The organism is Brevibacillus sp. NRS-1366 (genome assembly GCF_050467985.1).
The window spans coordinates 80,552-104,228 of record NZ_JBITPN010000019.1 but is presented as its reverse complement, the minus strand read 5'-3'; the positions used below and the strand labels follow the sequence as shown (position 1 = coordinate 104,228).

Sequence of the window (23,677 nt, the reverse complement as noted above, 5' to 3'; positions counted from 1 at the left end):
TTGTTGTAGGCTATGCGCCCAGACAAAAAAGGGTGAATGCCTATAGCATCTGACAGGCACGCGACCTACAAAGGGGGGGCGTATAAGGAGATGCTTCCGTAGTGATCGTCACATTTTTAGGAACAGGATCAGGAGCACCAACTACCCGTCGTAATGTGAGCGGGATTGGGCTTCGATTTTTACAGGCTGGAAAATGGTGGTTATTTGATTGTGGAGAAGGGACGCAGCATCAATTGCTTCGCTCTCCGATGAAAATTAGCCAACTAGAAAAGATTTTCATTACCCATTTACATGGCGATCATCTCTATGGATTGATTGGACTGTTGGCAAGCAGGTCCTTGCGCAATGGCGAGGCATCCACGCTAGAGCTGTATGGCCCGCCCGGTTTGGATCGTTATTTTCGGGCAGTTATGGATACAAGCCCTGTGCATCTGCAATACCCGCTGCAGCTTGGCATCATCAGCGAAGGCGTAGTCTATGAGGATGATGATGTAATCGTGACTTGCCGGATGGCAAAGCATCGGGTTCCTTCCTATGCTTATTCCGTGGTGGAAAAGGAGAAGCCAGGTGCTTTCCGGGTGGATTTGGCGAAGCAAATAGGCGTTCCATCTGGTCCATTGTACGGCGCGCTAAAAAGAGGGGAGCACGTCACGCTAGAAGATGGACGCGTTCTCGATGGAAAAGACTTTGTGGGAGAGCCACAGCCAGGGCGCAAAATTGTCTTTAGCGGCGATACGGAACCTTGCACGGCGGTATTGGAGCTGGCGGCTGATGCTGATCTGCTGGTTCACGAAGCTACCTATGCAAGCAAGGATAAGGAGCTTGCAGTACGCAGCGGTCACTCCACAGCAAAGGAAGTAGCTGAATTGGGCAAGAAGGCAAAGGTTAAAAAGTTATGTCTCACCCACTTTAGTCCTCGATACGAGGATGAGGACGGCGATTTTACCATGGCTGACCTGTTGGCAGAAGCACAGGAAGTCTTTCCTGACACCCTGTTGGCTGAGGATTTAGGCAGTGTCGATGTAAAGCGAGTGCGAAAATCGGTGGGAGGAAAAGAAGAACCCTGTTATAATGAATGATCATTACGGAGGAAAGAGGGGGACCATGAAGCGAGTTACCTTTTTGACACCAGAAGAATTAGTGCGGCATTGTCAGAATGAAGAAGTTAGCTTGGTAATCGAATACCGGGACGAAGAAAATAAACAGCGTCAGGTCATATTGTCGGGAGAACGTCTCGAAGAAGCGGGTACGTACTTGAATCGTTCCAAACCCGAGGCTTATTACCGTAAGAACGGCATATTTTTTGAAGTTGTAGCTGGTTGGAAATAATTTTGATTCATAAAAAGAGAGCCTTACTGGAGAGGAAAGGTGAAAAGCAGTGTCCGGTATACGGATTCGCAGGTCAATTGTGGTTCGCTACTTCATGTTTATTTTGGGGCTGTTCATTGGTGCCTTTGGGTGTGTTCTCGCTATCAAAGCAAACCTGGGTGTAGCTCCGTGGGATACTTTCCACATTGGCCTGCAAAAAACATTTGGATTGACGATCGGGATCTGGTCGCAATTAGTGGGAGTCGTCGTCATTTTATCCTCTTATGTCGTTGCGAAAATCAAGCCAACCTTTGGCATGTTTTTGAACATGATCTGTTTCGGCAGCTTTCTGGATTTAATCCTTTGGTGGAACATCGTTTTGGAGCCGCAATCGCTATGGACCCGGTTACTCATGTTTTTACTGGGCGTTATTGTGATGACCATCGGGATTGGGATGTATTTGTCCCCGCGTCTTGGAGCAGGACCCAGAGATAGCTTTATGCTTGCGATGAATGAACGCTTGGGCTGGAGCATCCAGAAAGTGCGATTAATCATTGAGATCACCGTTTTGCTCGCTGGAGCCGCTTTGGGCGGACCTGTTTCCGTTGGGACGGTTCTGATCGCAATCTTGACGGGACCGTTGATTCAACGAACCATACCATTTTGGCAAATGGTAATGAAAAAACAATATGACTTGATGGAACCAGTAGAGCGGCAGGCTGGATAAGTCATTTCCTTTTCGTCAGCAAGGTGCGGATATCCCGATTTGAGTGCTTGCATAGGCGATGGTCCAATCATGATTGGCTATTCGCACATACAGTATGACTAGTTGCTGACGAAGGAGGGAAGGCGAATGGGTCTCTTCAGTGGTGATTTTGATGATTTTTCTATGATACTGGTGTTGTTCGTATTGCTTGTGATTGTAGGGTGTTCCTGCAACTAAGAAGAGATGATACCTGTTCTAGGTTAGGCAATAGCAGAAGGGAGAGCGACAGCGCTCTCCCTTTTGTTTTTTCTCTTTATCCCAGCTTCTCGTGCACCTGTTTTTTTACGCTGGAAATTTGTTTGTCGGACAGTTTGACTCCAACAGCTTTACTTACTTTTTTGATCAGGTCTTTTAATTTCTTATCGTCTTTCAAATCCTTCTTTGAGTATCCTTTGGCCAAGGATTGAATATCACTCATTTTCCATTTCTTCTTACTCTTCGTATTGATTTTCTTTAGCATAGCACTAGTCTTGCCTTTGCTTTTTTTCTTTGCCATGGTAGATCACTCCCAACCTGTTAAATACGTCTGCCCTATGTTGATATATGGGGGAAAACGGCTTCTCGCTTGGACACATGGACACGGCAAATCGCCTATTTTGGCGGGCGTGTGTATTTGCCCAAACCCATCAAGGCAGCTCGAACATAGGATGAGGCAGAGATATGCATGACAGGAGGCCAGCCATTTGAAAATAATCAGTTTTCACAAAGATATGCCGTTTCATGAGATTTTGGCCGAGTTGAAGGGAAAAGTAGTGGGTAAAACAGAAAAACTCCCATGGCGCTGTTTCCATGATCTTTCTTGCATGTGCGTCAACCAGAATGTGTACGAACGACATCAAAAGTACTTCAGTCAGTATCAGGTAACGGTGGAGGATAACGTAACTGTAAGTGTGCACGCACAGACAGAGGGCGAAGATGAGATACCATGGGGAGTTAAATACGTTGGAGCACAGAGGTTGTGGAAAAAGGGACGCGGAGCAGGGGTAAAAATAGCCGTCATTGATACAGGAATTTCTAGACAACATTTTGACTTGAGACAGCAAATTAGAGGCGGGGTCGATCTCGTTCGTGGTAAGCAGAACGGTCATGGGACCCATGTTGCAGGGATCATTGTAGCCGAATTAAATCATAAAGGGATCGTCGGAGTATCGCCGGAAGCGCATCTGTACGATGTGCGGGCATTTAGCGAAGACGGGAAGTCTTCTTTGTCCACCATCTTGCGTGCGATAGACTGGTCGGTAGAAAACCAAATGGATATTATCAACATGAGTTTTGGAATGCCGCAGTATAGCGAGGCCCTTGCAAGAGCGGTCGACAGAGCAAATGATCGTGGGATTACGATGGTAGCATCCGCAGGGAATAACGGCGGTGAGGTAGAGTATCCAGCGCGATATAATAGTGTCGTCGGCGTTAGTGCCATTGATCAAAAGGGAAAACTGGCTTCGTTCAGTGCACGCGGAGCTGGTGCGAACGCCAAGGCACCTGGAGTCGATATTCTGTCTACCTGGCCGGGGAATCAATTTAAAAAATTAAATGGTACATCGATGGCAGCGCCACATGTAACTGGCTTAATGGCTCTGGAGCTCTCTCGGAAGAGGAAAACGGTGGAATCGGTCACCTACCCATAGAAAAAGGCCCTAGGAATTCACTCCTGGGGCCCTTTCACGTCAAACGGTCATTGATGCATTTTGGTTTCATGGTCTTGCTGGACGCGGAACCATATATTAAGATCATTAATGACGCTGGCCAATTCGTGGATTTCGCTGTTTAATTGACACGATACTTCGAAATTTTCCTCTTCAGACATTTGCTTGGTTTTATCAATGATCACCGTTTCCACACGGAGAATTTGGTCAGGGATGGTGGCACGGATCTCCTCCCACGCAAGCAAAATGTCATCTCTTTCTGAGGAAGTATACTCTTCCCACTCTAGGCGTAGCGATGGAAGGCGAATGCCCAGTCGTTCATCAAGCATAAAATGATAGCGCAAAGGTAATCTCACTCCTCTCCACCACCATCATACCAAAAATGGAACGTGGCGGGGAGAGAAAAGCGTATGGAAGGTGGAAAACGATGCAGGAGAGGCGTGTTCTCATTGATGCGGATGCATGTCCGCGACAGGCACTCGTCATTGCGCAGGCACTATGCCAGGAATTGGGCTACATGTGCCTGACATTTGCCAGCTATAATCATCAGATCGGCACAGGCAACCATGTCACGGTTGATGCCGGACCGCAGGCTGTTGACATGAAGCTGGCGAATGAAACGCGTGGCGGGGATATTGTAGTCACACAGGACATTGGTTTGGCCGCCCTGATTCTTGGAAAAAAGGGGATGTCACTTACACCGCACGGGATGATTTTTGATCCAGAGCGAATCGCGTTTCATTTAGAGGAACGGAATGAAAAAGCGCGTTTTCGGCGTGGGGGAGGACGGACACGCGGACCAGCTGCGCGGACCCGTGAAGATGACGAGCGGTTTGAAAAAGCACTTCGATCACTTATGGAGAAAAGAGATCAGGCATGAGATCCAGGAATAATGAGACGGGCCTGATTGCAGGTGCCTTGCTGTTTGCTTTGTTTTCGGTTACGATGCTGATCCTTTATTCAAGAAATGCAGTGTCAGCAATGGATGAGGCAGCTTTTTTTCTAGTCACAGCCATACGCTCAGACGGTTTAACAGCATTTTTCAGTTTCCTCACTCACTTTGGAGGAGGTACGGTGCTGGCAGTGCTGGGGCTCATCCTGGTCATTGGATTTTACATAAAAAAGCAACGCGATAATGCCGTGATGGTTTTCCTTACATTGGGAATAAGTGAGATCGTAAATGAAGTCATGAAGTTGGTCTTTGCCAGGGCCCGACCTGACGGGTTTCATCTGATTGATTTGCCAACTTCTTTTTCCTTTCCTAGCGGTCATGCGATGGTCGGTCCTGCCTTTTATGGCATGCTCGCTTTTTTGGCTACCTGCTGGTTACAAGATAGGAGCTGGTCGAGATATGTGCAGCCAGCGGCTTTTATCTTTATCGCATTAGTCGCTGGCAGTCGCGTCTATTTAGGCGTCCATTTTTTGAGCGATGTATTGACTGGCTTGTCTCTTTCGTTATGCTGGTATTTCCTCGTTCGCATTGGTTATGCAAGGTGGAAAGGGAGACAACATATGGTCGCCGCCCCCACCCAGCAATCTCAATCTCGTTAATTGCCTAAGTAGAATATCCCCATTCTTTCATCAAACTCAGCCATTTTTCTACGCTGGGTTTGTTCTTTTTGTCCTTAGGCAGAACGATGTAGGCGGATCGTTTGGGCGGTTTATTGCCTGTTATGGTCAGCTCCTTCAACGTTCCTGCAGCCAGATCGGCCTTGACGGCAGAGCGGGTCAACAAGCTTACGCCCAGTCCTTCCTTGATCAAATCAATGGCCAGCTCTGCTTTGTCTACCGTAAGCTTGGGGACATAGTTGCGAGGCAGCGTCTGTCTGATCCACTCATTGAATGGGGGGCCCCAGTTCATATAGAGAAGGGGCAGATTGCGCAGTTCACGGGAATCGACGTGCGAAGCTGAAGTGATCGAGTTGTCCGGGGCACAGACCAAGACGACCTCGTCCTCCCATGTTGGAATAACTTCAAAGGTAGGAAGAGAGGGCGGAACGTAGACGATCCCGATTTGAATCACATTGTCCAATAAATACTGGATGACATCGGATGAATGTCCGGTTTTCGTGCTGATTGCAATTTGTGGATAGCGGTAGTGATATTCTTTTAGGATCGGCTCTAAGGTGGATGTCCAGATGGCGTTCAGGCTGCCGATTGACAAGTAATCCTCATATGGCTGAAGGGCGGCAACTTCATTCAAGGCTTCGTGGGAAAGTTTGAGGATTCTCTCGGCGTAGGGCAATAGTGTCAACCCGGCCTGGGTAATTTCTACACTTCGCTTGTCACGGATAAAGAGAGGTTTTCCTACTTTTTCTTCCAGTTGTTTTATGCGCATAGTCACAGTAGACTGGACCAAATGGAGCATTTCCGCCGCTTTGGTAAAATTTTTCGTCTGTGCCAACGTGTAAAAAGCGCGCAATTGTTCAAAGTCCATATAGTAAGAATCCCTCTTATCTAAATATTTGATTACAATATACAAAATTGTTCGTTTCTCAAATTATACCCTGTTATTTAAGCTGAGGATATCCCTAAATCAGGTAGGGATATCCAAGAAGCGAGGGGTATGTACAATGAAGCGGGAAATATGGAGAGAAACGCCGTTTTCAGTAAAACTGCTGTTGACTACATCCTTCATGATGAATTTAGGATTCTATGCGTTAATTCCATATCTCACATTGTATTTGACCGGTAGTATCGGTTGGACTTTAGCAATGGCTGGGCTCGTTCTTAGCGTGAGACAATTCTCCCAACAGGGATTTGCGTTCTTGGGCGGGGTCATGGCTGATGCTTTTGGATATAAAGGAGCAATGGTTCTCGGGATGGGGGTTCGTGCCATAGGCTTTGCCATGTTCGCTTTTTGTACGGACACATGGCAATTTTTTATTGCCGCCGTCTTGTCCGGTTTGGGTGGAGCGCTTTTTGACCCAGCGGGCTCAGCGGCTTTTGCCGTTTTGACTCCTGATTCGATTCGAAAAGAAGTATTTGCCTTTCGAAATGTATTGATGAATATTGCTGTCGTGGGTTCCCAGATTGTAGGGACGGCATTGTCTGCCGTTGATTTTACGTACCTGTCGTTATTCGCAGGTGGAGTATTCGCGATAAATGCCTTGATCTCATTTTTGTTATTGCCTCCGATTGCAGCAACCAATACGCGGCATAGTGTCTTGGAAAGCATGTCTATCGTGCTAAAAGACAAGCGTTTTGTCCGGTTTACGCTCATTCTGATGGGGTATTACTACCTCAACATGCAGGTTTTCCTGACGATTCCTCTGCTCGTGGAGCATGTAACACATAACAAAGCTTACGTGGGAATTGTATTGTCAGCCTTGTCCTTGTTTGTCATCTTGTTTCAGATGAAAGTGACCCATTGGCTGGAGGGTTATCAACAAAGACTCACTTTGATTGGCATAGGAACACTGGTGATGAGCATGGGACTGTTCCTCTTTACGTTTGCGGATTCGCTTTGGATACTTTTGGTCGATGTTTTTCTATATGCACTTGGTACAATGATTGCAGTACCTAACCTTGTGGACGTTGTTCCCCGATTTGCGCCAAAAGAATTGGTGGGTGCGTATTACGGCTTCAACGGGTATTCGATCGCGATCGGCGGTTCGTTGGGACAGGTGGCTGGGGGATGGGTGTATGACATGGGACTCCAGCTGCAAGCAGCATGGCTTCCTTGGACACTTTGCCTGGCGGTTGGACTGTTGGTCGCATGGATGCTGTATCAGATGGAGCGGGATGTAGGTCAGATTGGCAATGATTATCCGAAGATCGCCCGTTCCTGATTTCAAAAAAAATCGGGCGAATTTGAAACATTTTCCATCGGTGGTACGTATATAACGGTAGAGATGATTGGCATAAGAAAGTGAGGGAATTCAAATGGAAGATATGAAAAAGTTAAAACGGATGTTACTGGTAACAAGTTCCCTTGGATTTGCCGTATTTGCCATGGTAGTTATTACGGAAATTGTACGCATCTCCTTGTAGCATGATCGACTAACGAGCATACATTAAAAGTGAAAAGCTTGCAGCTTCCAAAAGGGGCCGCAAGCTTTTCTTTTTTGTACAGATAAGAATTTATAAAATTCTTATCCAGTATAAGTGCAACCGCGGCTCCGCCAAAAGGCATGGCGCAGCCAGGTTTTCTAACCGTATAAGAATTTATAAGCGCGACGCTTATGAATTCTGGAGCGCATGGAAACTTTCCTCTAAAACGCGGTCGCTCCTCCTTGAGGAGGCCTCGATAGAGGTTTTCTTATGAAGGGGTTCGTTAGATTGTATTTTTGTTAGTAGGCTCCAGCTTTTTTTGGTAATAAAGCTTGTAAAAGATGACCGCAGCGATCATGAACGGGATACCGCAATAAAGGGCAATTCGTTGTTCCGGATCGAGTGCGAGACTAAACAGAACGACCAGGTTCAAAATTAATGAAATCAAAGGCAAGACCGGATAGAGCGGTGTACGGAACTTGAGATCCTCAATCCTTCCTCCGTTTTTCACGTAATGACGACGGAAGGCAAGCTGAGAAGCAGAAATCGCAATCCATCCGACTTGTGCACCCAAACCAGCGAGAGATAAGAGAATCATAAAGACAGTATCCTTTGCAAAAAAACCGGACAAAAGAGACAACAAAGCAATCGCAAACGTAATCAAGAGCGCATTCATTGGAATCCCTTTGCGGTTTACCGCTGCGAGTTTCTTGGAAGCCATCCCGTCATTTGAAAGGGAGTAAAGCATCCGAGTTGCAGCATACAGACCTGAGTTGGCTACAGACAATAGCGCAGTCAATACAACGAAATTCATGATATCGGCAGCGTACGGGATTCCAATGTTGTCAAATACAACGACAAACGGACTTTCGACGACGCCAGCTTCTTTGTAAGGAATCATTCCTGCCAAAATGAAGATCGCAAGAATGAAGAAAACGAGCGTACGCCAAACCGTGTTACGGATAGATTTCGGAATCGTTTTCTCAGGCTCCTTACTTTCACCTGCAGCGATCCCGATCAATTCAGTTCCTGTAAAAGAGAAATTGACGGTAATCATCGTCATGATCAAACCAGTGATGCCATGTGGAAGCAAAGGGCTGTTAGTAAAATTGGAAAGCATGGGCGCAGGCTGGCCATTTTTTAGGTCAATAAGACCAAACATAGCTGCACCGCCTAAAATGATAAACAAGATGATAGCGCTTACCTTAATGCTGGAAAACCAAAACTCCGATTCACCAAACGCTCGCGCTGACAACGCATTCAATAGGAAAAGAACGCCGCCAAAAATGGCACACCACATCCAGACAGGAGAATCAGGAAACCAGCGCTGCATCAATAGACCAGATGATAAAAGCTCCAAAGCAACAGTTACGGCCCAGCCAAGCCAGTACATCCAGCCTACGCTAAACCCGAGAGAAGGACTGACGAAGCGAGTCATATAAGTCTGGAACGACCCTGCAACAGGCATAGCTACGGTAAGCTCACCCAAACAAAGCATGGTGAGGTACATGATAAATCCACCGACTAAAAAGGAAAGGATGGTACCAATGGGTCCCGCCTGACTAATGGTATATCCAGAACCAAGGAATAGTCCGGTTCCAATAACCCCACCGAGAGATATCATGAAGAGATGCCTACTGCTCATGCTCCGCTTTAATTCATTTTGATGTTCATGGCCTGTGATCATTTAACCCTCTCCTAACGCAAAAGTATAGCGCGAGTGAATCTGTTTTCAACAAGGCATATGCATAGCAAGAATGATACCAAAAGAAAGAGATAGATGAAATCAGGGCCAACCAACCAATTTATGGATAAGGTGCAAAGATATTTTTCAGTTTTGTGCAAAATAATTAAAAAAAACGCCAAAAAATTTGGCGTTAGCAATTTTATCCCTTAATGCCCAATTTTCGCAAACGATACTGCAGGCTTTGCCGACTGATCTGGAGTTCTTTAGCAGCTCGTGAAATATTACCGTTGTATTTGTCCACGACGTGATGAATATAAGAAGTTTCAAAATCCTGCATGGTTTCCCTTAATGATCTGCCATCTTCCGGAAAAGAAAGGACAGAAGATGGACCTTGTGGGGCGGTGACTGCATTGGCTGGGGAACGGCGCAAAAAATGCAGGGGCAGGTGCTCGTAGCGAATCGTTGTTTCATCGATCATCAAATTCATTGCACCTTCGATGAGGTGCTGCAGCTCACGTACATTACCGGGCCAATCATGCTCCAGGAAAAAATGCATGACATCTTCGCTCACCCCGGTTACTTCCATTTGGAACAGTTCGTTGTATTTTTCAATAAAATGAGAAGCAAGCATGTCTATGTCTTCCTTGCGCTCCCGAAGTGGCGGCAAGAACAGGGTAACAACCCCAAGGCGGTAATAGAGGTCTTTGCGAAGATGTTGATTCGCGATCGCCTCGACCGGATCTTCGTTAATCGCCGCAACGATGCGCACGTCAATCGAACGGTCTTTCGTATCTCCAATTCTTCGGATGGATTTCTCCTGTAGGGCACGCAATAATTTTGCCTGAAGTGGCATACTAAGCGAGTTAATTTCATCGAGAAAAAGAGTGCCGCCCTCTGCTTGCTCAAATAAGCCTGGACGCTCGATGGCACCAGTAAATGCACCACGAGCTGTTCCGAATAAGAGACCCTCAATCAGGCTGTCAGGCAATGCTGCGCAGTTTTGTGAAATGAGCGGGCTGGACGCACGCAAACTTGCATTGTGAATGCTCTGTACGAAAAGCTCCTTGCCCGCACCTGTTTCTCCTACAACAAGAACAGAAGATGAGGTGCGTGCAGCACGCTTGGCATTTTCGATCACATCGAGAATAGGAGTACTACGACCAATGATTTGCTCAAAAGTGTACCGGGACCCATTTTTCTGCAAAAGATTTTCCCGAATCAGCCGCTCCATTTTCGTTACGTCATTGGCAATCTCCATGGCACCGACGATCTGCCCGTTTTCCATGATAGGGTATGTGTTGTTGATAGTCGTGATCTCTTTTTGTTTATCATTAAAATAAGTCTGGCGTGTATTCCGAATACTGTTTCCTGTCCGTAAGCAGGTGAGGAGAGTGCTCTCGTGGCCGCTTGGGAATTGAAACACCTCAGATAATGGCTTGTGCAGGACGTCCTGTCTCGCCATGGATTCTAGTTCGGTCATCTTCTGGTTGTAAACAATGGTCGTACCCAGGGAGTCAATGACATGCACGCCTTCATTCATTCTGTCTAAAATATGTTCGTAGATGCGTAAAAACGTGTCGAGTGAAGAATGTTGTATAGAAGACGACACAGTAGTTCACCAGCCTTTCCTCGTAGAAATATCATACCACGTAAAAAGGGAAGTGCAAAATGATTATGCACCCTAATAAAAAGAAAATGTTGCATGCAAAATAATTTTGCATTCATTTCCGCTTATCTGCCGCATTTATTGGCGTTTTTATAATTGGCATTAATCTTGCAAAGTAAATAATGGCAAGCGACATTGAAGGAGGACATCCACATGGGAAAAACTCAAGGTGTTATTGAACAAACAGAAAAATTCGGTGCCCGCAACTATAATCCGCTTCCGATTGTCATTTCCAAGGCTGAAGGTGTATGGGTTGAAGACCCGGAAGGCAATAAATACCTCGACATGCTGAGTGCTTATTCCGCACTCAACCAAGGTCACCGTCATCCACGCATTATCCAAGCACTGAAAGATCAGGCTGACAAAGTTACGCTGACATCTCGTGCATTCTACAACGATCAACTGGGTGAATTCTACGAAAAGCTGTCTGCTTTGACAGGAAAAGAAATGATTTTGCCAATGAACACAGGTGCTGAAGCAGTGGAAACAGCACTCAAAGCTGTTCGTCGTTGGGCTTATGATGTGAAAAAGGTAGCTGAAAATCAAGCAGAAATCATCGTTTGCGAAGGCAACTTCCATGGCCGTACGGTTACCGTGACGTCCTTCTCTTCTGATGAAGCTTACAGACGTGGCTTTGGTCCGTTCACACCTGGCTTCAAAATCATTCCTTACGGCGACCTCGAAGCGCTGAAACAAGCGATCACACCTAATACAGCAGCATTTATGCTGGAACCAATTCAAGGGGAAGCGGGTATCATCATCCCTGAAGAAGGTTTCCTCAAACAAGCATATGATCTATGTAAAGCAAACAATGTTCTCTTGGTATGCGATGAAATCCAAACCGGATTTGGCCGTACAGGCAAACTGTTTGCCAGCGACTGGGAAGGCGTTAAGCCGGATATGTACATCATGGGTAAAGCTCTCGGCGGCGGTGTGTTCCCGATCTCTGCTATTGCTGCTGACAAAGAAATCCTGAGTGTATTCGAGCCAGGTTCCCATGGTTCTACTTTTGGCGGAAACCCGCTCGGTTGTGCGGTTGCTATTGCAGCGATGGATGTTTTGGCTGAAGAAGGATTGGTTCAACGTTCCCTCGAGATGGGTGAATACTTCATCGGGAAGTTGAAAGAGATCAAAAATCCATTGATTAAAGAAATTCGTGGTCGTGGTCTGTTCATCGGCGTAGAACTGACAACTGCAGCTCGTCCTTACTGCGAGGAATTGAAAGAACTGGGACTGCTCTGCAAAGAAACGCATGAGACAACGATCCGTTTTGCACCGCCACTCGTGATCAGCAAGGAAGATCTCGACTGGGCAATCGAGCGCATCAAAAAAGTACTGAGCGTATAAGCACAAGCAAGAAGAAGCCGTTCCTTTCTTTTGGGGCGGCTTTTTCGTTCGACAAAATCCGACTCCTTGTGGATAAGACAGGAAGAAAGATCCACATGGCTACCTCTTGCTTTTTTTCGGTTACACACATATTGCCCACAAGTTACTCACAAGATGTCCACATGAGTTGTGGATATCAGAACGGTTGTTCGATTCTAGTGGTTCTGTTACAATGGGCTCATAAACAAGATGGAGGTGAGCAAAGGTGAAATACTTGAGCGACCAAATGTTGATAGAAGTATATCATCGAGCTATCGACCTTCAACTAGATTCAGCTTTTATTGACTTGCTCCGAGCAGAATTAAAGCATCGAGACATTCGAATCGGTCAGGTAAGTGCTTAACTCCACAATCATGCTTTAATCGAGGCATAACATGAATGAAAGCCATCCCTAATTACTAGCGGATGGCTTTTTCTTTTGCTCGATGACACAGCTAAGGGGCTGTAACAAATTCCATGGCTGTTATCCCTTTGAGCGGTTCTTCTTTAGCAAGTAGTGTCTCAGGCAAGTAGAAATAGACAGGACCGTTGTCGGTAATGGGCTTGCCGTCTTTGGAAAATTGCAAAATGGCACGTCTGGCTTCTGCAAGCGGCAGGATGATCGATTCCTGATCCTCGCGGTGAAGACGTACGTGTGTAGCTTCAGGCAGTGGCTGCGCATTCATGATAAACGGGTCTAGACGGATGCCATACTCGCCCTCGAGCACTTTGCGCTCTTCTGCCAGACTGCGTCTCTCCGAAGGCAAGGAGGCCCCTTCACGCAGCTCCTTGTCCCATTGTGTGCCAGTACCTTGCAGGTATTTGGCTTGTTTGGACAAGTCTGTATCATTTTCACCCGTATACGAGGAAAGGTCAAATTTTCTCTCATCAAAAACCCAGACAGTCGGATCTAAGGTAATAGGGAAAGAGACGGCCCCTTTGAACACGATGACATCAGACATGAGGCATACCTCCATATGTAAGTAAACTACCTGTTTTATTGTACCTCAGGGGCAGATATCAGGCAAACGGCGAATACACTTGTCCTTATGCTAAAAAAACGTTTATTCTGAAAAGTAGAACGCAAACGAAGAGGGGGAAGAAATTATGTACCGATTTGATGAACGGATTGATCGCCAAGGGACGAATAGCGTGAAGTGGGAGACCAATCACCCTGATTATAATGGAGAAGGCATGCTGCCATTATGGGTGGCTGACATGGATTTTGCTTGTCCGCCTGAAGTGACGGAAGCGCTGATCAAACGGGCTTCGCACCCGATCTATGGCTATCCAATGAAGCAGGTTTCCTTTTACCAAAGCTTGCAGGAATGGATTCACAAGCGATTCGGGATCACTGTAGAGGAGAGCTGGATGACTGGAATTCCGGGAGTGGTGCCTGGCTTGCATGTGGCTATTGAAGCTTTTACGGCAATGAATGACAAAGTCTTGGTTCAAACGCCGGTCTATCATCCCTTCTTCCATGCCGTAGAAAATAGAGGACGACAGGTCATTACCAGCTCCCTCGTGGAAAAAGCGGGGCGTTATGAGATGAACTGGGACGATCTTGCTCAAAAGCTGAGTGATCCACGCGTGAAGCTGATGCTCCTCTGCAGTCCGCACAATCCCGTTGGACGTGTCTGGACAAGAGAAGAGCTGGAGCGTCTCGGAACCTTGTGTGTAGAGCAGGGTGTGATCGTGGTGGCGGATGAGATACATGCGGATCTGGTATACGAAAAAGGCAGCCACACACCTTACTATTCCTTGGCACCTGAGCTGTCCAGCCAGAGCGTCACCTTTTTATCCGCGAGCAAGACTTTCAATTTAGCAGGCTTGTTCACCTCTTATCTATTGACAGAGAATCATCAACTGCTCCGAGACTTTTCGCAAACGGCCTCCAAGATGGGCTATGAAAACTTGAATTTGTTTGGGATGGAAGCAACTATTGCTGCGTTTCGCCATGGCGAAGCTTGGCTGACGGAGTTATTGGTCTATTTGCGTGGGAATGCCGAGTACCTCAATCGATGTTTGGCCAAGAAGCTCCCAGAGATCTCTATGGCGGTTCCAGAGGCTACCTATTTGGGATGGATGGATTTTCGCCTACTGGGGCTGAGTCAGGCAGAGCTGAACAAGCTGCTTCGCCGCGAAGCCAAACTGGGCTTGCATGACGGTGTTACTTTTGGGAGCGAAGGCGAGGGGTTCCAGCGGATTAATTTTGGCTGTCCACGAGTGATCCTGGAGGAAGCGATGTCACGTCTCGAACAGGCGATTCACAGGTAAGGTTCCATCATTTGACAGGGGCTTATTTGAAATCTACAATTCAGATATAACAACTGTGAATATGGATTTGAGGAGAGAGCGCATGAAGGAAGCTCTGACAGGCACGCAATTGCAAGCAGTTTTGAATCAGGCCCTCGCCTATACGGATAAAGGAAAGGTGGCAGCGTACATTCCTGAATTGGCCAAAGAAGATCCGGGGCAATTGGGAGTAAGCGTCTGTTTCCCGGATGGGACCATGCTGTCAGCGGGAAATGTGGATGTCCGATTCACGTTGCAAAGCATCTCCAAAATTTTCTCGCTGATTATTGCCCTGTGTCAAAATGGACAAAAGCATGTTTTTGAGCGTGTGGGTAAGGAGCCTACGGGTGATCCATTCAATTCGATCATCAAATTGGAGACAATCAAATCGCACAAACCATTAAATCCGATGATTAACGCAGGTGCGATTGCAGTGGCTGGTATGATACAAGGGGAAAATATAGACGATCGGCTGAATCGCGTCTTGGACATGCTGCGAAAAATGACAGGCAACCCTGCTATTTGTGTGAATGAAGCAGTCTATTGTTCGGAAAAGAGTACGGCGGACCGCAATCGTGCCCTCGCTTGGTTTCTCAAAGATAGTGGGATCTTGACTACTGATGTGGAGGAAACTTTAGATTTATATTTTCGTTACTGTTCTATTGAGGTGTCAGTAAAAGACATTGCCCACATGGGAATGGTCCTGGCAGCAGATGGAATTGATGTGCAAACAGGGGAGCGATTTTTTCCGGAGGAAGTGGCGCGGATCTGCAAGACGTTCATGGTTACGTGCGGGATGTACAATGCTTCTGGCGAGTTTGCTATAGATGTTGGCATCCCGGCTAAAAGCGGCGTCGCTGGAGGGATTATGGCATGCGTACCGCATCGAATGGGCATTGGAGTTTTTGGACCCTCACTGGATGAAAAAGGTAACTCAGTTGCTGGAATCAAGCTGCTTGCGCTGCTCTCAAAAGAGTGGAAACTTGGTATCTTTTAGCTTCTTGCAGTTGTTCGTTCTTCTCCTCTTTTCAAATGGCCCAGAATAACGTACTATGTATGTTAAGGATGGAGGCAAACGGAGGGATAGGTTTTGACAGAAATTAAGGTTCCCGATCTGGAACAAAAAGCGCTAGCGTTGCTTCAAGCAGACGCCGACAAAATTTATAAGCTGATCGACGTACAGATGGAGAACCTGACCATGCCGCAGTGCCCACTGTATGAAGAGGTATTGGATACCCAAATGTTCGGGCTTTCCCGGGAAGTGGAGTATGCAGTGCGCCTTGGACTTATTGATGAAGAGATCGGCCGGGAAATCATGGGGTCTTTGGAACGCAAACTGGCTCATCTCCATGAATTGTATAATCAGAAGTAAAAGCGAGGAGAGCAAGCGATATTCCTCGCTTTTCATTTTGTTTAAAAAAAGCCTTGCATATTTCGTATGTGTATATTAAAGTTGAAACGATATTTTTGTTGTCCAAAATGTTTACTATTATTTTTGAAATGCAATGATGGAGATTAGTACACGGACCAACCGCTTGCCAGGGAGAGGCTGCCTTAAGACTGTAAGCAGCTTTGAAGTGTGACCCGTGGAATTCCCTCCAGAGCAGTTCTCTGAACGGCAATGCCCATTAGGAGAAAATCGGGTCATTCCGTTATCAATGTTGAAGTGAAGCAGTGAAGAGGATACGATTCTTCCTGCTTAATCAGGGTGGTACCGCGAAATGACTCGTCCCTTTTTTAGGACGAGTTTTTTTATTTTTTACAGCGAGAGAAGCACGCAAGAGGAGTGAAATCAGTTATGAAACAAACCGAGCAATGGACGAGCAGGCTGGGTTTCATTTTGGCAGCAGCAGGTTCGGCAATCGGTCTGGGAGCGATTTGGAAGTTTCCCTATATCGTCGGAACGAGTGGGGGCGGGGCATTTTTCCTTTTATTTTTACTATTTACGGTGGCGATAGGACTTCCGCTGTTATTAGGTGAGTTCACCATTGGACGAAGTACACAAAAAGAAGCAATTAGCGCGTATCGGACGATCGCGCCCGGATCACTTTGGCATTGGGTAGGACGTCTGGGTGTCGTTACCTGCTTTCTTTTGCTCTCGTTCTACAGTGTGGTGGGGGGCTGGATTCTTACGTACTTGCTCCGTGGCCTTACAGGAGATTTGGCAGGTCCGCATTACGACAAGTTGTTTGGGGATGTGATTGCAGATCCCGTCGGGGCAGTGGTTGCCCAATTGATTTTCATGCTGATTACGGCCTGGGTCGTCGCCCGTGGAGTACAAAGCGGGATCGAGTCAGCTAACAAGTACATGATGCCTGCTTTGTTCATCCTGTTTGTCATCTTGATGATTCGCTCGCTTACACTAGATGGGGCAATGGAGGGAGTCGCCTTCTTCCTGAGTCCTGACTTTTCCAAACTGGATGCCAAGTCGATTCTCTATGCAATGGGACAATCCTTTTTTTCCTTGAGCGTAGGGGTGTCGGTTATGGTTACGTACAGCTCCTATCTGGCTAAAAACGAAAGTCTCGTTCGCTCGGCGGGATCCATTGTAAGCTTGAATTTGTTTGTCTCCTTGTTTGCGGGACTGGCTATCTTCCCAGCCGTCTTTTCACTGGGAGTGGAGCCGACTTCAGGCCCTGGATTGCTTTTTATCGTCCTGCCATCTGTGTTTGAAAAAATTGCATTCGGCAGCGTTTTCCTGTTGATCTTTCTGGCTTTATTTTTGTTTGCGACACTGACGTCCGCCTTTTCGATGTTGGAGATCATCGTAGCGTCTCTTGCGAAGGGCAACGAGTCAAAACGGAAACGTCTAGCCTGGCTGGTCGGTTTGCTAATCTTTGCAGCAGGTGTTCCGTCCGCACTGTCATTTGGCATCTGGAGTGACATCACGCTGTTTGGCAAAGCGATCTTTGATGCCGTCGATTTTTTGGTTAGCAATCTATTGATGCCGCTTGGTGCCTTGCTTATCGCTATCTTCGTCCCGCTGAAAATGAAGCGGGAGCTGCTCATGAAGGAATTGCAGGCGGACTCCCCGGTTGGCAGACGTCTGTTTGTACTCTGGCTTCTACTCTTAAAATACGTCGCACCACTGGCGATTCTTTTTGTTTTTTTGAATACGCTCGGTATCTTGTAAATGAAATGGAAAAAGGACTGCAGGGCTCGTTAGAAGCGAGCTGCAGTCCTTTTTTGTACCTGTAGGATCTACAACCAGTTGATTCAAAGAACTAGGCAAAGAAAAAGGCGGTACCCAGGATGATGTAGACGACGAGGAGGAGAACGCCCTCGAACCAATTGGTTGCCCCGTCTTTGGTGATGGAAATCGTAATAAAGGTAGCTACCCCAATCGCCGCCAATTCGAAGGGAGTAAAGACGATGTCCATGGGCTTGCCAATCAAAAGGCTAACCAATACGAGGGTGGGAGCAACGAACAATGCGATTTGCAAGCTGGACCCGATAGCGATTTCGACAGCAGCACCGATGCGCCCCTTGAGAGCCAGCAGCATGGCAGCACTGTGCTCAGCGGCGTTGCCGATGATCGCGATGACAAAAGCACCGACGAACAGTTCAGACCATCCGAGCGATTGAGAAACGTGCTGTACCCCGTGGACGAGCCATTCAGAAACAATCGCGACAAATACAGTGGAGACGGCCAGCATCAGGATGGATACGCCTTTGGACCAAACGGCCTCACTGCTATTCGGCTCGATATCTGATAAAAAATCGCTGTGTGTGACCATTGAAAAAATCAGCCATAGCAAATAAGCAATAATCAAAAGAACCGCAATCACAATGCTCAGAGTCTGAATCTTCATCGGTGGCAGCTCTTGCATAAAGACTGCAGGAATAAACAAGGCGACGATGGCAAGCGTCATGAGTGAGGCATTGTGGCCTGCCAGTCTGCTATTAAAGGTTTGCTCCTTGTACTTGAGGCCCCCCAAGAGAACGCTGAGACCGAGTACGAGCAGCATATTTCCAATGATGGCACCGGTTATCGAAGCCTTCACCATATCAAATAAGCCCTCTTTGACCAGGAAAAAGGCAATGATCAATTCAGCAGCATTGCCGAAAGTAGCATTGAGAAAGCCCCCGATCCGGTCGCCAGCGTAGTGAGCAACACTTTCTGTTGATTTCCCTAACCAGGCGGCTAAAAAAATGATGGCGAGCGAGGAAGTTGCAAACTGAAACATCTCGTTATCCGTGAAATAGTGGGCGAATGCAGCCAGGATAATGGTTGCACCTACCAATGTAAAAAAGAGTCGCAAATTCATTCGATCACCTCGTCCTAAGTTTTACTGCATACGATAAGTGCCAGGCAACTATTCTACCTTATGCGAAAAAAAGCGCTGTATCCTACTGATTCGAGACCTTAGGTATAGAGTTCCTCTTGTGGAAGAAACTAAACGGTGAAAGATTAATGGGAGGTGGCTAAAATGACAAAGCCTTTGCTCTGCCCCACATGCAAATCAAATCGCATGAGATTTACTGTCATTGAACAGACACCGCGTTATATGCGCCTCGATCCGCAATCGGGTGACGTGGTAGCCGAGTTAAGTCAAGATCAACTGGATCTTTTTCACCAGCCTTACAAAGGTGAAGCGTATATGATTCAATGTGGGGTTTGTGGTACGACAGAGCCAGAAGAAAGATTTGTCAAAATGGCCCAACACATGCAAAACAACCGTTCATAGCAAGACAGGAAAAGGAAAAGCAAAAGGAAAAAGGCACGGAGTCGATGACTACCGTGCCTTTTTCTGCTTTCTTTCACTCTTAGCGGCAGAATATGTGTCTGCCGATCTTTTTGATTTGCGGACGGCTCCAGATCCAGCCTGAGGTAGCTGTATCCGGGTTGAAATAGTAAATAGCTCCTCCAGTAGGATCCCAGCCATTCAATGCGTCAGTAACAGCTTTTCTGGACTGCTCATTGGGCGTCAGCCATATTTGGCCATCCGCCACAGCCGTAAATGCGCGAGGCTCAAAAATAACGCCGGCTGGGGTATTCGGAAAGGCAGCATTCTTTGTTCGGTTCAAGATGACTGCTGCTACGGCGACTTGACCAATATATGGCTCGCCACGAGATTCGCCGTACACAGCATTTGCCATCAAGCGAAGATCATTTTCCGATATGCCTGATGGACGATAGGTCTGTTTTGCGGGTGCGCTAGGAGCGGGCTGCGCAGTTTCCGGCACACCCAATTCGGCTGCGGTAGGCTTGTAATTCGTCGTTGCATTGTATAGCTTTACTTTCGTTTTCGGACCAAGCACACCGTCTATTTTTAGCCCAAACTCATACTGAAAGTTACGCAATGCCCAATACGAACGCCAGCCAAAAACACCATCTACATCTCCCGTATAGAAGCCCAAAAACTTCAGACGTCCTTGCATCTCGCGGACATCCTTTCCTTCCGCTCCTACCTGCACGATTTGTTGACTGAACGCATCGGAACGCATGGGGGAAATCACTACCGCAGTTGTGACAAGAATTGCGACAACTACTACAGCCATCAGCCATTTGAGAGGCTGCTTCATGGCAAGTCCTCCTTCTATTGAGTATAAGAACACCCTGATGATAATTGTTAGGTTCCCCAATATCCGTCAATGACTCTTAGTAAAATTTTGGGGAATGCGTACACTATCATAGGACTGACACACGTGAAAAAATTCGGAGGTGATCTCATGAAAGTAGCCCAGTTCTTAACGGATCAACTAGCACTTTGGGGAGTAAAACGGATATATGGTGTCGCAGGAGACGCCATTTTTTCATGGCTGGATTGTATGGGAAAGCAAGGAGAGGTAGAGTACATTGCATGCAAGCATGAGGCTGCTGCTGCGATGATGGCGAGTGCAGAGGCTAAATTGACAGGGAGGCCAACCGTTTGCACAGCAACGATGGGACCAGGCACTGTCAATCTGTTGAATGGGCTGGCAGATGCCCATGCTGATCGGGTACCGGTCGTTGCAATCACGGGACAGGTGGAGACTTACAAGCTTGGAGGGGCTTATAAGCAGTACATCCCACAAGAAGACGTGATAAGGCCTCTCGCTTGCTACACAACGACAGTCGCTCATCCCCAGGCTATTGGAGATGTCCTGCATAAAGCTTTTGTGGCTGCCATGCATCAAAAGGGGGTAGCGCATTTGGCGATTTGCAAGGATGTTTTTGAACGAATGACGTCCGCGCCCCTCGTGCCAGCGCTACCTCGTGTGACGGCTGCAGTGCGCCCTGACCGAATGGAAATGGATTACGCTGCTGAGTATTTGATACGTTCCAGAAGGCCGCTTATTCTGCTTGGAATCGGGGCAAGAATCTCAGCTGAAGGGTGCCGCAAGCTGGCAGAACAGCTAGGAGCAGGTATTTTGTTGACGCTAGGGGCAAAAGGCGTTTTGGATGAGTCACATCCACTCGTAATAGGGGGATTGGGCGAAGGGGGAAGTGAATCGGCCCTTCATGCTTTGGCGGAAGCTGACCTGCTTGTGATTCTGGGCGCAACCTGGTTTCCGCGTGCATTCTTGCCGAAGGAGCTTGCAATCGTTCAAGTGGATACGAACGCCGAGTCGATTCATGCCAATCCCTTGCTGCATTCAGTGACGGCAGAACTAGATGATGTGCTGCCTTTATGGATGAGGCGTTTAGAATCCAGACGGATCGACCATGCTTGGGAAGAACAGGTAGAAAGATGGCACGCGCGGTTTTGGGAGGAAACGCAGAAGATTACGGAGCAGAATCCGGATGAATTAGTAAAGCCGCAGACACTCTTTCACACCTTGGCAAACGTAGTACGTGAAGATGCGATTATCGTCCTTGATACCGGGGAGCATACACTCTGGTTCAATCGGGCTTTTCGCAGCAAGCAGCAACTACCCTTGTTCTCGGGAAAATGGCGGACGATGGGGTTTGGTTTGCCGGCTGCAATTGCAGCGAAGCTGACTTATCCAAAGAGACAGGTTGTCTGCATTACCGGGGATGGCGGATTTCAGATGCATCTTGCAGAGTTGATGACAGCAGCGGAACACCAGGCTTCGTTTCTGCTCATTGTCGTCAACAATGGCACACTGGGACTAGAAGAAATGAAAATGAAGCAGGCTGGCTATCAGCCGTTTGGTGTAAAGCTTCATAATCCCGATTTCGTTCTTTGGGCGCAGGCATGTGGCGTCAATGGTCAAGTCGTGCAGAATGTATCCGCTTTGGAAATGCATTTGAAACAAGCTTTGTCCAGTGAAGAGCTCACTCTGCTTGATGTTCGATGTACGGCTCCTACATTGACAGAGAGAAAAAAACAAATTCCCTTCCAAGCCCAAGCTTGATTTGTTTATAATGAGTAAAAGGCAAAATCCCCCAGATAGGTGAAGGGAACTATTCGGGCGAAGAGGAGGGCGTCCAGATGGCTGACAGACTCGGTGAAATTAGAGTGGCAGATCAAGTGATTGCAGTCATTGCTGGGGTAGCGGTAGAAGAAGTGCTTGAGGTTTCAGTCCGATCCAGAGGGCTGTATCAGGACCTGGCTAAAAAAATGAATGGAGGGGCGAAAGGGATAACCGTATTCATGACAGACGACAGGGTAACCATTGACATGCGCGTGTCTGTCCGATACGGCTCACCTATCCACCATGTTTGCTACTTGCTGCAGGAAAAGGTAAAGGAAGCCGTGGAGGCACTTACTGGCCTGATTGTAGAAGCTGTAAACGTACGTGTAGAAACCGTTGAGGTGAAATAAGAACGACCTGCCTAGTTAGCAGGTCGTTCTTTTCGTTTCGTACGAGCTACATGGAGTAAGGTTGTTTTTGTATTTGCTCGTCCAGTTTTTGTCTGCTCACTTCTCGCGATACGCTAAGCAAAAACCCTGTGGAAAGGAGACAAACCAAAAGCGAAGAGCCTCCATAGCTGATAAAAGGAAGCGGTACACCAGTCAAAGGGATGAAACCGGTCACGCCGCCAATGTTCAAGATGGCTTGGATACCAATCATACTGACTACACCAATCCCTGCGAGGCTGGCAAATGAATCTTTGACGCGTAGACAAATATGGATACCGCGCAACAAAAACAGCAAGTACACCAGTAAAAAGAGAGAGGCGCCGATAAACCCGAGTTCTTCCGTGATGATAGAGAAAATGAAGTCGGTATGCCTCTCGGGCAGGTACAAATATTTTTGAATGCTCTTGCCAAAACCGGTACCTGACAGTCCACCGTGGGCAATGGCAATCCACGATTGAATGATATTGTAACCGGTATACATCGGATCACTCCAAGGGTCCATAAAAGAATTGATCCTGTCTAGAGCATGCTTTTTGGTTGAAATGTAGCCTACAAGCGCAATCGTAACGAGAGGTCCGCCTAGTCCGATTAGATGGCGGATCTTGACTCCTCCACAGATCATCACAACCAAAGCGCTTCCCAGAAGGATGGCAGCCGTCCCCAAATCCGGCTGAACGGCAATCAAGAGAAAAAATATACCGGTCACCGTCAGAGGAGGAAGCAGACCTGATTTCAAATTGCGTACGCCTTCCCCTTTTTTCGAAAGGATCGCTGCCAGATACAAAATCAGCCCTAGTTTGGCGAACTCAGCTGGCTGCAGGGTAAACGAGCCCAAATTAAACCAGGAACGCGCACCGTTATTTGCATAGCCAATCCCCGGAATCAATACCAGTAGCAAGGCCAAGAAGCTAACCATTGCGATCAGCAAAAAATTTCGTTTGTAAAAGGAGAAGGGGATGTTCATGGCAATCAGCATCCCGACTACTCCGATCGCAAGGAAACGGATTTGTCGCTTGACAAAATACAGCTCGTCGCCATTACAGTATGAGCAACCATTGCTAGTAAAGCTGGTCAAGGCGAAAATAGAGCTGGAGCTGAGTACCATCGTGATGCCAAACCCGACAATTAGGGCGGTTAAAAACAGGAGCAAAAAATCAGGAACGCCCCTCGTCTTCAAGGTAAAACCCCCCTCTACGTGAA

At 47.2% G+C, this 23,677-nt stretch carries 26 protein-coding genes and 1 other annotated feature; of the genes, 17 read left to right on the top strand and 9 right to left on the bottom strand.

From position 1 onward, the window contains the following. Positions 1-101: 101 nt before the first annotated feature. From rnz to ACIFQN_RS12825, 4 genes are all read left to right on the top strand, one after another. A complete protein-coding gene (gene rnz, locus ACIFQN_RS12840) occupies positions 102-1,079 on the top strand; it encodes a ribonuclease Z (RefSeq protein WP_429833428.1) in 978 nt (325 codons plus the stop codon). A 25-nt stretch (positions 1,080-1,104) separates the two neighbouring features. After that, positions 1,105-1,329 (top strand): hypothetical protein, encoded by a 225-nt coding sequence (locus tag ACIFQN_RS12835; protein WP_429833427.1) that lies wholly within the window; start codon positions 1,105-1,107, stop codon positions 1,327-1,329. Between the two features lie 94 nt (positions 1,330-1,423). Beyond that, positions 1,424-2,035: a YczE/YyaS/YitT family protein gene (locus tag ACIFQN_RS12830; RefSeq protein WP_429833572.1), complete on the top strand. Its 612-nt coding sequence runs from the start codon at positions 1,424-1,426 to the stop codon at positions 2,033-2,035. 126 nt (positions 2,036-2,161) lie between these two features. Next, entirely contained in the window at positions 2,162-2,251 is a 90-nt protein-coding gene (locus ACIFQN_RS12825; RefSeq protein WP_429833426.1) for a YjcZ family sporulation protein, read from the top strand. Positions 2,252-2,327: 76 nt separating this feature from the next. On the opposite strand, the gene ACIFQN_RS12820 is transcribed toward ACIFQN_RS12825, so the two are convergent. Then, positions 2,328-2,570, bottom strand: coding sequence for a stage VI sporulation protein F (locus ACIFQN_RS12820; protein ID WP_429833425.1), 243 nt, complete (start codon positions 2,568-2,570; stop codon positions 2,328-2,330). 187 nt (positions 2,571-2,757) lie between these two features. On the opposite strand from ACIFQN_RS12820, the gene ACIFQN_RS12815 reads away from it, so the two are divergent. Then, positions 2,758-3,702: a S8 family peptidase gene (locus ACIFQN_RS12815; protein ID WP_429833424.1), complete on the top strand. Its 945-nt coding sequence runs from the start codon at positions 2,758-2,760 to the stop codon at positions 3,700-3,702. A gap of 47 nt (positions 3,703-3,749) precedes the next feature. Here the strand turns inward: ACIFQN_RS12815 and ACIFQN_RS12810 are convergent, their stop codons facing one another. After that, a complete protein-coding gene (locus ACIFQN_RS12810; RefSeq protein WP_429833423.1) occupies positions 3,750-4,076 on the bottom strand; it encodes a hypothetical protein in 327 nt (108 codons plus the stop codon). Between the two features lie 71 nt (positions 4,077-4,147). On the opposite strand from ACIFQN_RS12810, the gene ACIFQN_RS12805 reads away from it, so the two are divergent. Continuing rightward, positions 4,148-4,600, top strand: a complete 453-nt coding sequence (locus ACIFQN_RS12805; protein ID WP_429833422.1) for a DUF188 domain-containing protein — start codon at positions 4,148-4,150, stop codon at positions 4,598-4,600. Continuing rightward, complete coding sequence (locus ACIFQN_RS12800; protein WP_429833421.1) at positions 4,597-5,271, top strand: phosphatase PAP2 family protein; 675 nt, start codon at positions 4,597-4,599, stop codon at positions 5,269-5,271. The genes ACIFQN_RS12805 and ACIFQN_RS12800 overlap by 4 nt, the downstream gene beginning before the upstream one ends. 4 nt (positions 5,272-5,275) lie before the next feature. Here ACIFQN_RS12800 and ACIFQN_RS12795 read toward each other — a convergent pair whose 3' ends face one another. Continuing rightward, positions 5,276-6,157 (bottom strand): LysR family transcriptional regulator, encoded by an 882-nt coding sequence (locus ACIFQN_RS12795; protein WP_429833420.1) that lies wholly within the window; start codon positions 6,155-6,157, stop codon positions 5,276-5,278. A 136-nt stretch (positions 6,158-6,293) separates the two neighbouring features. Here ACIFQN_RS12795 and ACIFQN_RS12790 point away from each other — a divergent pair, with 136 nt between their 5' ends. Further along, complete coding sequence (locus tag ACIFQN_RS12790) at positions 6,294-7,511, top strand: MDR family MFS transporter (protein ID WP_429833419.1); 1,218 nt, start codon at positions 6,294-6,296, stop codon at positions 7,509-7,511. Positions 7,512-7,996: 485 nt separating this feature from the next. On the opposite strand, the gene ACIFQN_RS12785 is transcribed toward ACIFQN_RS12790, so the two are convergent. Further along, positions 7,997-9,400, bottom strand: coding sequence for an amino acid permease (locus ACIFQN_RS12785; protein WP_429833418.1), 1,404 nt, complete (start codon positions 9,398-9,400; stop codon positions 7,997-7,999). Positions 9,401-9,599: 199 nt separating this feature from the next. Then, entirely contained in the window at positions 9,600-10,940 is a 1,341-nt protein-coding gene (locus tag ACIFQN_RS12780) for a sigma-54 interaction domain-containing protein (RefSeq protein WP_429833571.1), read from the bottom strand. 279 nt (positions 10,941-11,219) lie between these two features. On the opposite strand from ACIFQN_RS12780, the gene ACIFQN_RS12775 reads away from it, so the two are divergent. Together ACIFQN_RS12775 and ACIFQN_RS12770 are read left to right on the top strand one after the other, a co-directional pair. After that, positions 11,220-12,413 carry an ornithine--oxo-acid transaminase gene (locus ACIFQN_RS12775; protein WP_429833417.1) on the top strand — a complete coding sequence of 398 codons (1,194 nt, stop codon included), beginning with the start codon at positions 11,220-11,222 and terminating at the stop codon, positions 12,411-12,413. A 244-nt stretch (positions 12,414-12,657) separates the two neighbouring features. Continuing rightward, positions 12,658-12,795, top strand: a complete 138-nt coding sequence (locus ACIFQN_RS12770) for a sporulation histidine kinase inhibitor Sda (RefSeq protein ID WP_429833416.1) — start codon at positions 12,658-12,660, stop codon at positions 12,793-12,795. A 91-nt stretch (positions 12,796-12,886) separates the two neighbouring features. On the opposite strand, the gene ACIFQN_RS12765 is transcribed toward ACIFQN_RS12770, so the two are convergent. Continuing rightward, complete coding sequence (locus ACIFQN_RS12765; protein WP_429833415.1) at positions 12,887-13,393, bottom strand: hypothetical protein; 507 nt, start codon at positions 13,391-13,393, stop codon at positions 12,887-12,889. A 145-nt stretch (positions 13,394-13,538) separates the two neighbouring features. Between ACIFQN_RS12765 and ACIFQN_RS12760 the strand changes: the two genes are divergently transcribed. The 4 genes from ACIFQN_RS12760 (at position 13,539) to ACIFQN_RS12745 (ending at position 17,859) form a co-directional block, all read left to right on the top strand. After that, a complete protein-coding gene (locus ACIFQN_RS12760; RefSeq protein ID WP_429833414.1) occupies positions 13,539-14,708 on the top strand; it encodes a MalY/PatB family protein in 1,170 nt (389 codons plus the stop codon). An 82-nt stretch (positions 14,709-14,790) separates the two neighbouring features. Next, positions 14,791-15,723 carry a glutaminase A gene (glsA, locus tag ACIFQN_RS12755; RefSeq protein WP_429833413.1) on the top strand — a complete coding sequence of 311 codons (933 nt, stop codon included), beginning with the start codon at positions 14,791-14,793 and terminating at the stop codon, positions 15,721-15,723. 93 nt (positions 15,724-15,816) lie between these two features. Next, positions 15,817-16,098, top strand: a complete 282-nt coding sequence (locus ACIFQN_RS12750) for a YlaN family protein (protein WP_429833412.1) — start codon at positions 15,817-15,819, stop codon at positions 16,096-16,098. A 124-nt stretch (positions 16,099-16,222) separates the two neighbouring features. Beyond that, positions 16,223-16,463: a binding site (T-box leader), on the top strand. A 61-nt stretch (positions 16,464-16,524) separates the two neighbouring features. Then, positions 16,525-17,859 carry a sodium-dependent transporter gene (locus tag ACIFQN_RS12745; protein WP_429833411.1) on the top strand — a complete coding sequence of 445 codons (1,335 nt, stop codon included), beginning with the start codon at positions 16,525-16,527 and terminating at the stop codon, positions 17,857-17,859. A gap of 91 nt (positions 17,860-17,950) precedes the next feature. Here ACIFQN_RS12745 and cax read toward each other — a convergent pair whose 3' ends face one another. Beyond that, the gene (cax, locus tag ACIFQN_RS12740; protein WP_429833410.1) at positions 17,951-18,994 is read right to left on the bottom strand and encodes a calcium/proton exchanger; all 1,044 of its coding nucleotides are present in this window, start codon (positions 18,992-18,994) and stop codon (positions 17,951-17,953) included. 162 nt (positions 18,995-19,156) lie between these two features. Here cax and ACIFQN_RS12735 point away from each other — a divergent pair, with 162 nt between their 5' ends. After that, positions 19,157-19,414 carry a hypothetical protein gene (locus ACIFQN_RS12735; RefSeq protein WP_429833409.1) on the top strand — a complete coding sequence of 86 codons (258 nt, stop codon included), beginning with the start codon at positions 19,157-19,159 and terminating at the stop codon, positions 19,412-19,414. A gap of 79 nt (positions 19,415-19,493) precedes the next feature. Here the strand turns inward: ACIFQN_RS12735 and sleB are convergent, their stop codons facing one another. Continuing rightward, complete coding sequence (sleB, locus tag ACIFQN_RS12730) at positions 19,494-20,252, bottom strand: spore cortex-lytic enzyme (RefSeq protein ID WP_429833408.1); 759 nt, start codon at positions 20,250-20,252, stop codon at positions 19,494-19,496. A gap of 147 nt (positions 20,253-20,399) precedes the next feature. Between sleB and ACIFQN_RS12725 the strand changes: the two genes are divergently transcribed. Together ACIFQN_RS12725 and ACIFQN_RS12720 are read left to right on the top strand one after the other, a co-directional pair. Then, on the top strand, positions 20,400-22,028 hold the full coding sequence (locus ACIFQN_RS12725; RefSeq protein ID WP_429833407.1) for a thiamine pyrophosphate-binding protein: 1,629 nt from the start codon (positions 20,400-20,402) through the stop codon (positions 22,026-22,028). A gap of 77 nt (positions 22,029-22,105) precedes the next feature. Beyond that, positions 22,106-22,438 (top strand): Asp23/Gls24 family envelope stress response protein, encoded by a 333-nt coding sequence (locus ACIFQN_RS12720; RefSeq protein ID WP_429833406.1) that lies wholly within the window; start codon positions 22,106-22,108, stop codon positions 22,436-22,438. 46 nt (positions 22,439-22,484) lie between these two features. On the opposite strand, the gene ftsW is transcribed toward ACIFQN_RS12720, so the two are convergent. Further along, the gene (gene ftsW / locus ACIFQN_RS12715; protein ID WP_429833405.1) at positions 22,485-23,654 is read right to left on the bottom strand and encodes a putative lipid II flippase FtsW; all 1,170 of its coding nucleotides are present in this window, start codon (positions 23,652-23,654) and stop codon (positions 22,485-22,487) included. Between the last annotated feature and the right edge of the window lie 23 nt (positions 23,655-23,677).

Bases quoted from the DNA above. Each gene is read 5' to 3' on its own strand.
- ACIFQN_RS12835 (WP_429833427.1), top strand. From the start codon at position 1,105: ATGAAGCGAGTTACCTTTTTGACACCAGAAGAATTAGTGCGGCATTGT.
- ACIFQN_RS12830 (WP_429833572.1), top strand. From the start codon at position 1,424: ATGTTTATTTTGGGGCTGTTCATTGGTGCCTTTGGGTGTGTTCTCGCT.
- ACIFQN_RS12825 (WP_429833426.1), top strand. From the start codon at position 2,162: ATGGGTCTCTTCAGTGGTGATTTTGATGATTTTTCTATGATACTGGTG.
- ACIFQN_RS12820 (WP_429833425.1), bottom strand. From the start codon at position 2,570: ATGGCAAAGAAAAAAAGCAAAGGCAAGACTAGTGCTATGCTAAAGAAA.
- ACIFQN_RS12805 (WP_429833422.1), top strand. From the start codon at position 4,148: ATGCAGGAGAGGCGTGTTCTCATTGATGCGGATGCATGTCCGCGACAG.
- ACIFQN_RS12800 (WP_429833421.1), top strand. From the start codon at position 4,597: ATGAGATCCAGGAATAATGAGACGGGCCTGATTGCAGGTGCCTTGCTG.
- ACIFQN_RS12795 (WP_429833420.1), bottom strand. From the start codon at position 6,157: ATGGACTTTGAACAATTGCGCGCTTTTTACACGTTGGCACAGACGAAA.
- ACIFQN_RS12790 (WP_429833419.1), top strand. From the start codon at position 6,294: ATGAAGCGGGAAATATGGAGAGAAACGCCGTTTTCAGTAAAACTGCTG.
- ACIFQN_RS12785 (WP_429833418.1), bottom strand. From the start codon at position 9,400: ATGATCACAGGCCATGAACATCAAAATGAATTAAAGCGGAGCATGAGC.
- ACIFQN_RS12780 (WP_429833571.1), bottom strand. From the start codon at position 10,940: ATGAATGAAGGCGTGCATGTCATTGACTCCCTGGGTACGACCATTGTT.
- ACIFQN_RS12775 (WP_429833417.1), top strand. From the start codon at position 11,220: ATGGGAAAAACTCAAGGTGTTATTGAACAAACAGAAAAATTCGGTGCC.
- ACIFQN_RS12765 (WP_429833415.1), bottom strand. From the start codon at position 13,393: ATGTCTGATGTCATCGTGTTCAAAGGGGCCGTCTCTTTCCCTATTACC.
- ACIFQN_RS12760 (WP_429833414.1), top strand. From the start codon at position 13,539: ATGTACCGATTTGATGAACGGATTGATCGCCAAGGGACGAATAGCGTG.
- glsA (WP_429833413.1), top strand. From the start codon at position 14,791: ATGAAGGAAGCTCTGACAGGCACGCAATTGCAAGCAGTTTTGAATCAG.
- ACIFQN_RS12745 (WP_429833411.1), top strand. From the start codon at position 16,525: ATGAAACAAACCGAGCAATGGACGAGCAGGCTGGGTTTCATTTTGGCA.
- cax (WP_429833410.1), bottom strand. From the start codon at position 18,994: ATGAATTTGCGACTCTTTTTTACATTGGTAGGTGCAACCATTATCCTG.
- ACIFQN_RS12735 (WP_429833409.1), top strand. From the start codon at position 19,157: ATGACAAAGCCTTTGCTCTGCCCCACATGCAAATCAAATCGCATGAGA.
- sleB (WP_429833408.1), bottom strand. From the start codon at position 20,252: ATGAAGCAGCCTCTCAAATGGCTGATGGCTGTAGTAGTTGTCGCAATT.
- ACIFQN_RS12725 (WP_429833407.1), top strand. From the start codon at position 20,400: ATGAAAGTAGCCCAGTTCTTAACGGATCAACTAGCACTTTGGGGAGTA.
- ACIFQN_RS12720 (WP_429833406.1), top strand. From the start codon at position 22,106: ATGGCTGACAGACTCGGTGAAATTAGAGTGGCAGATCAAGTGATTGCA.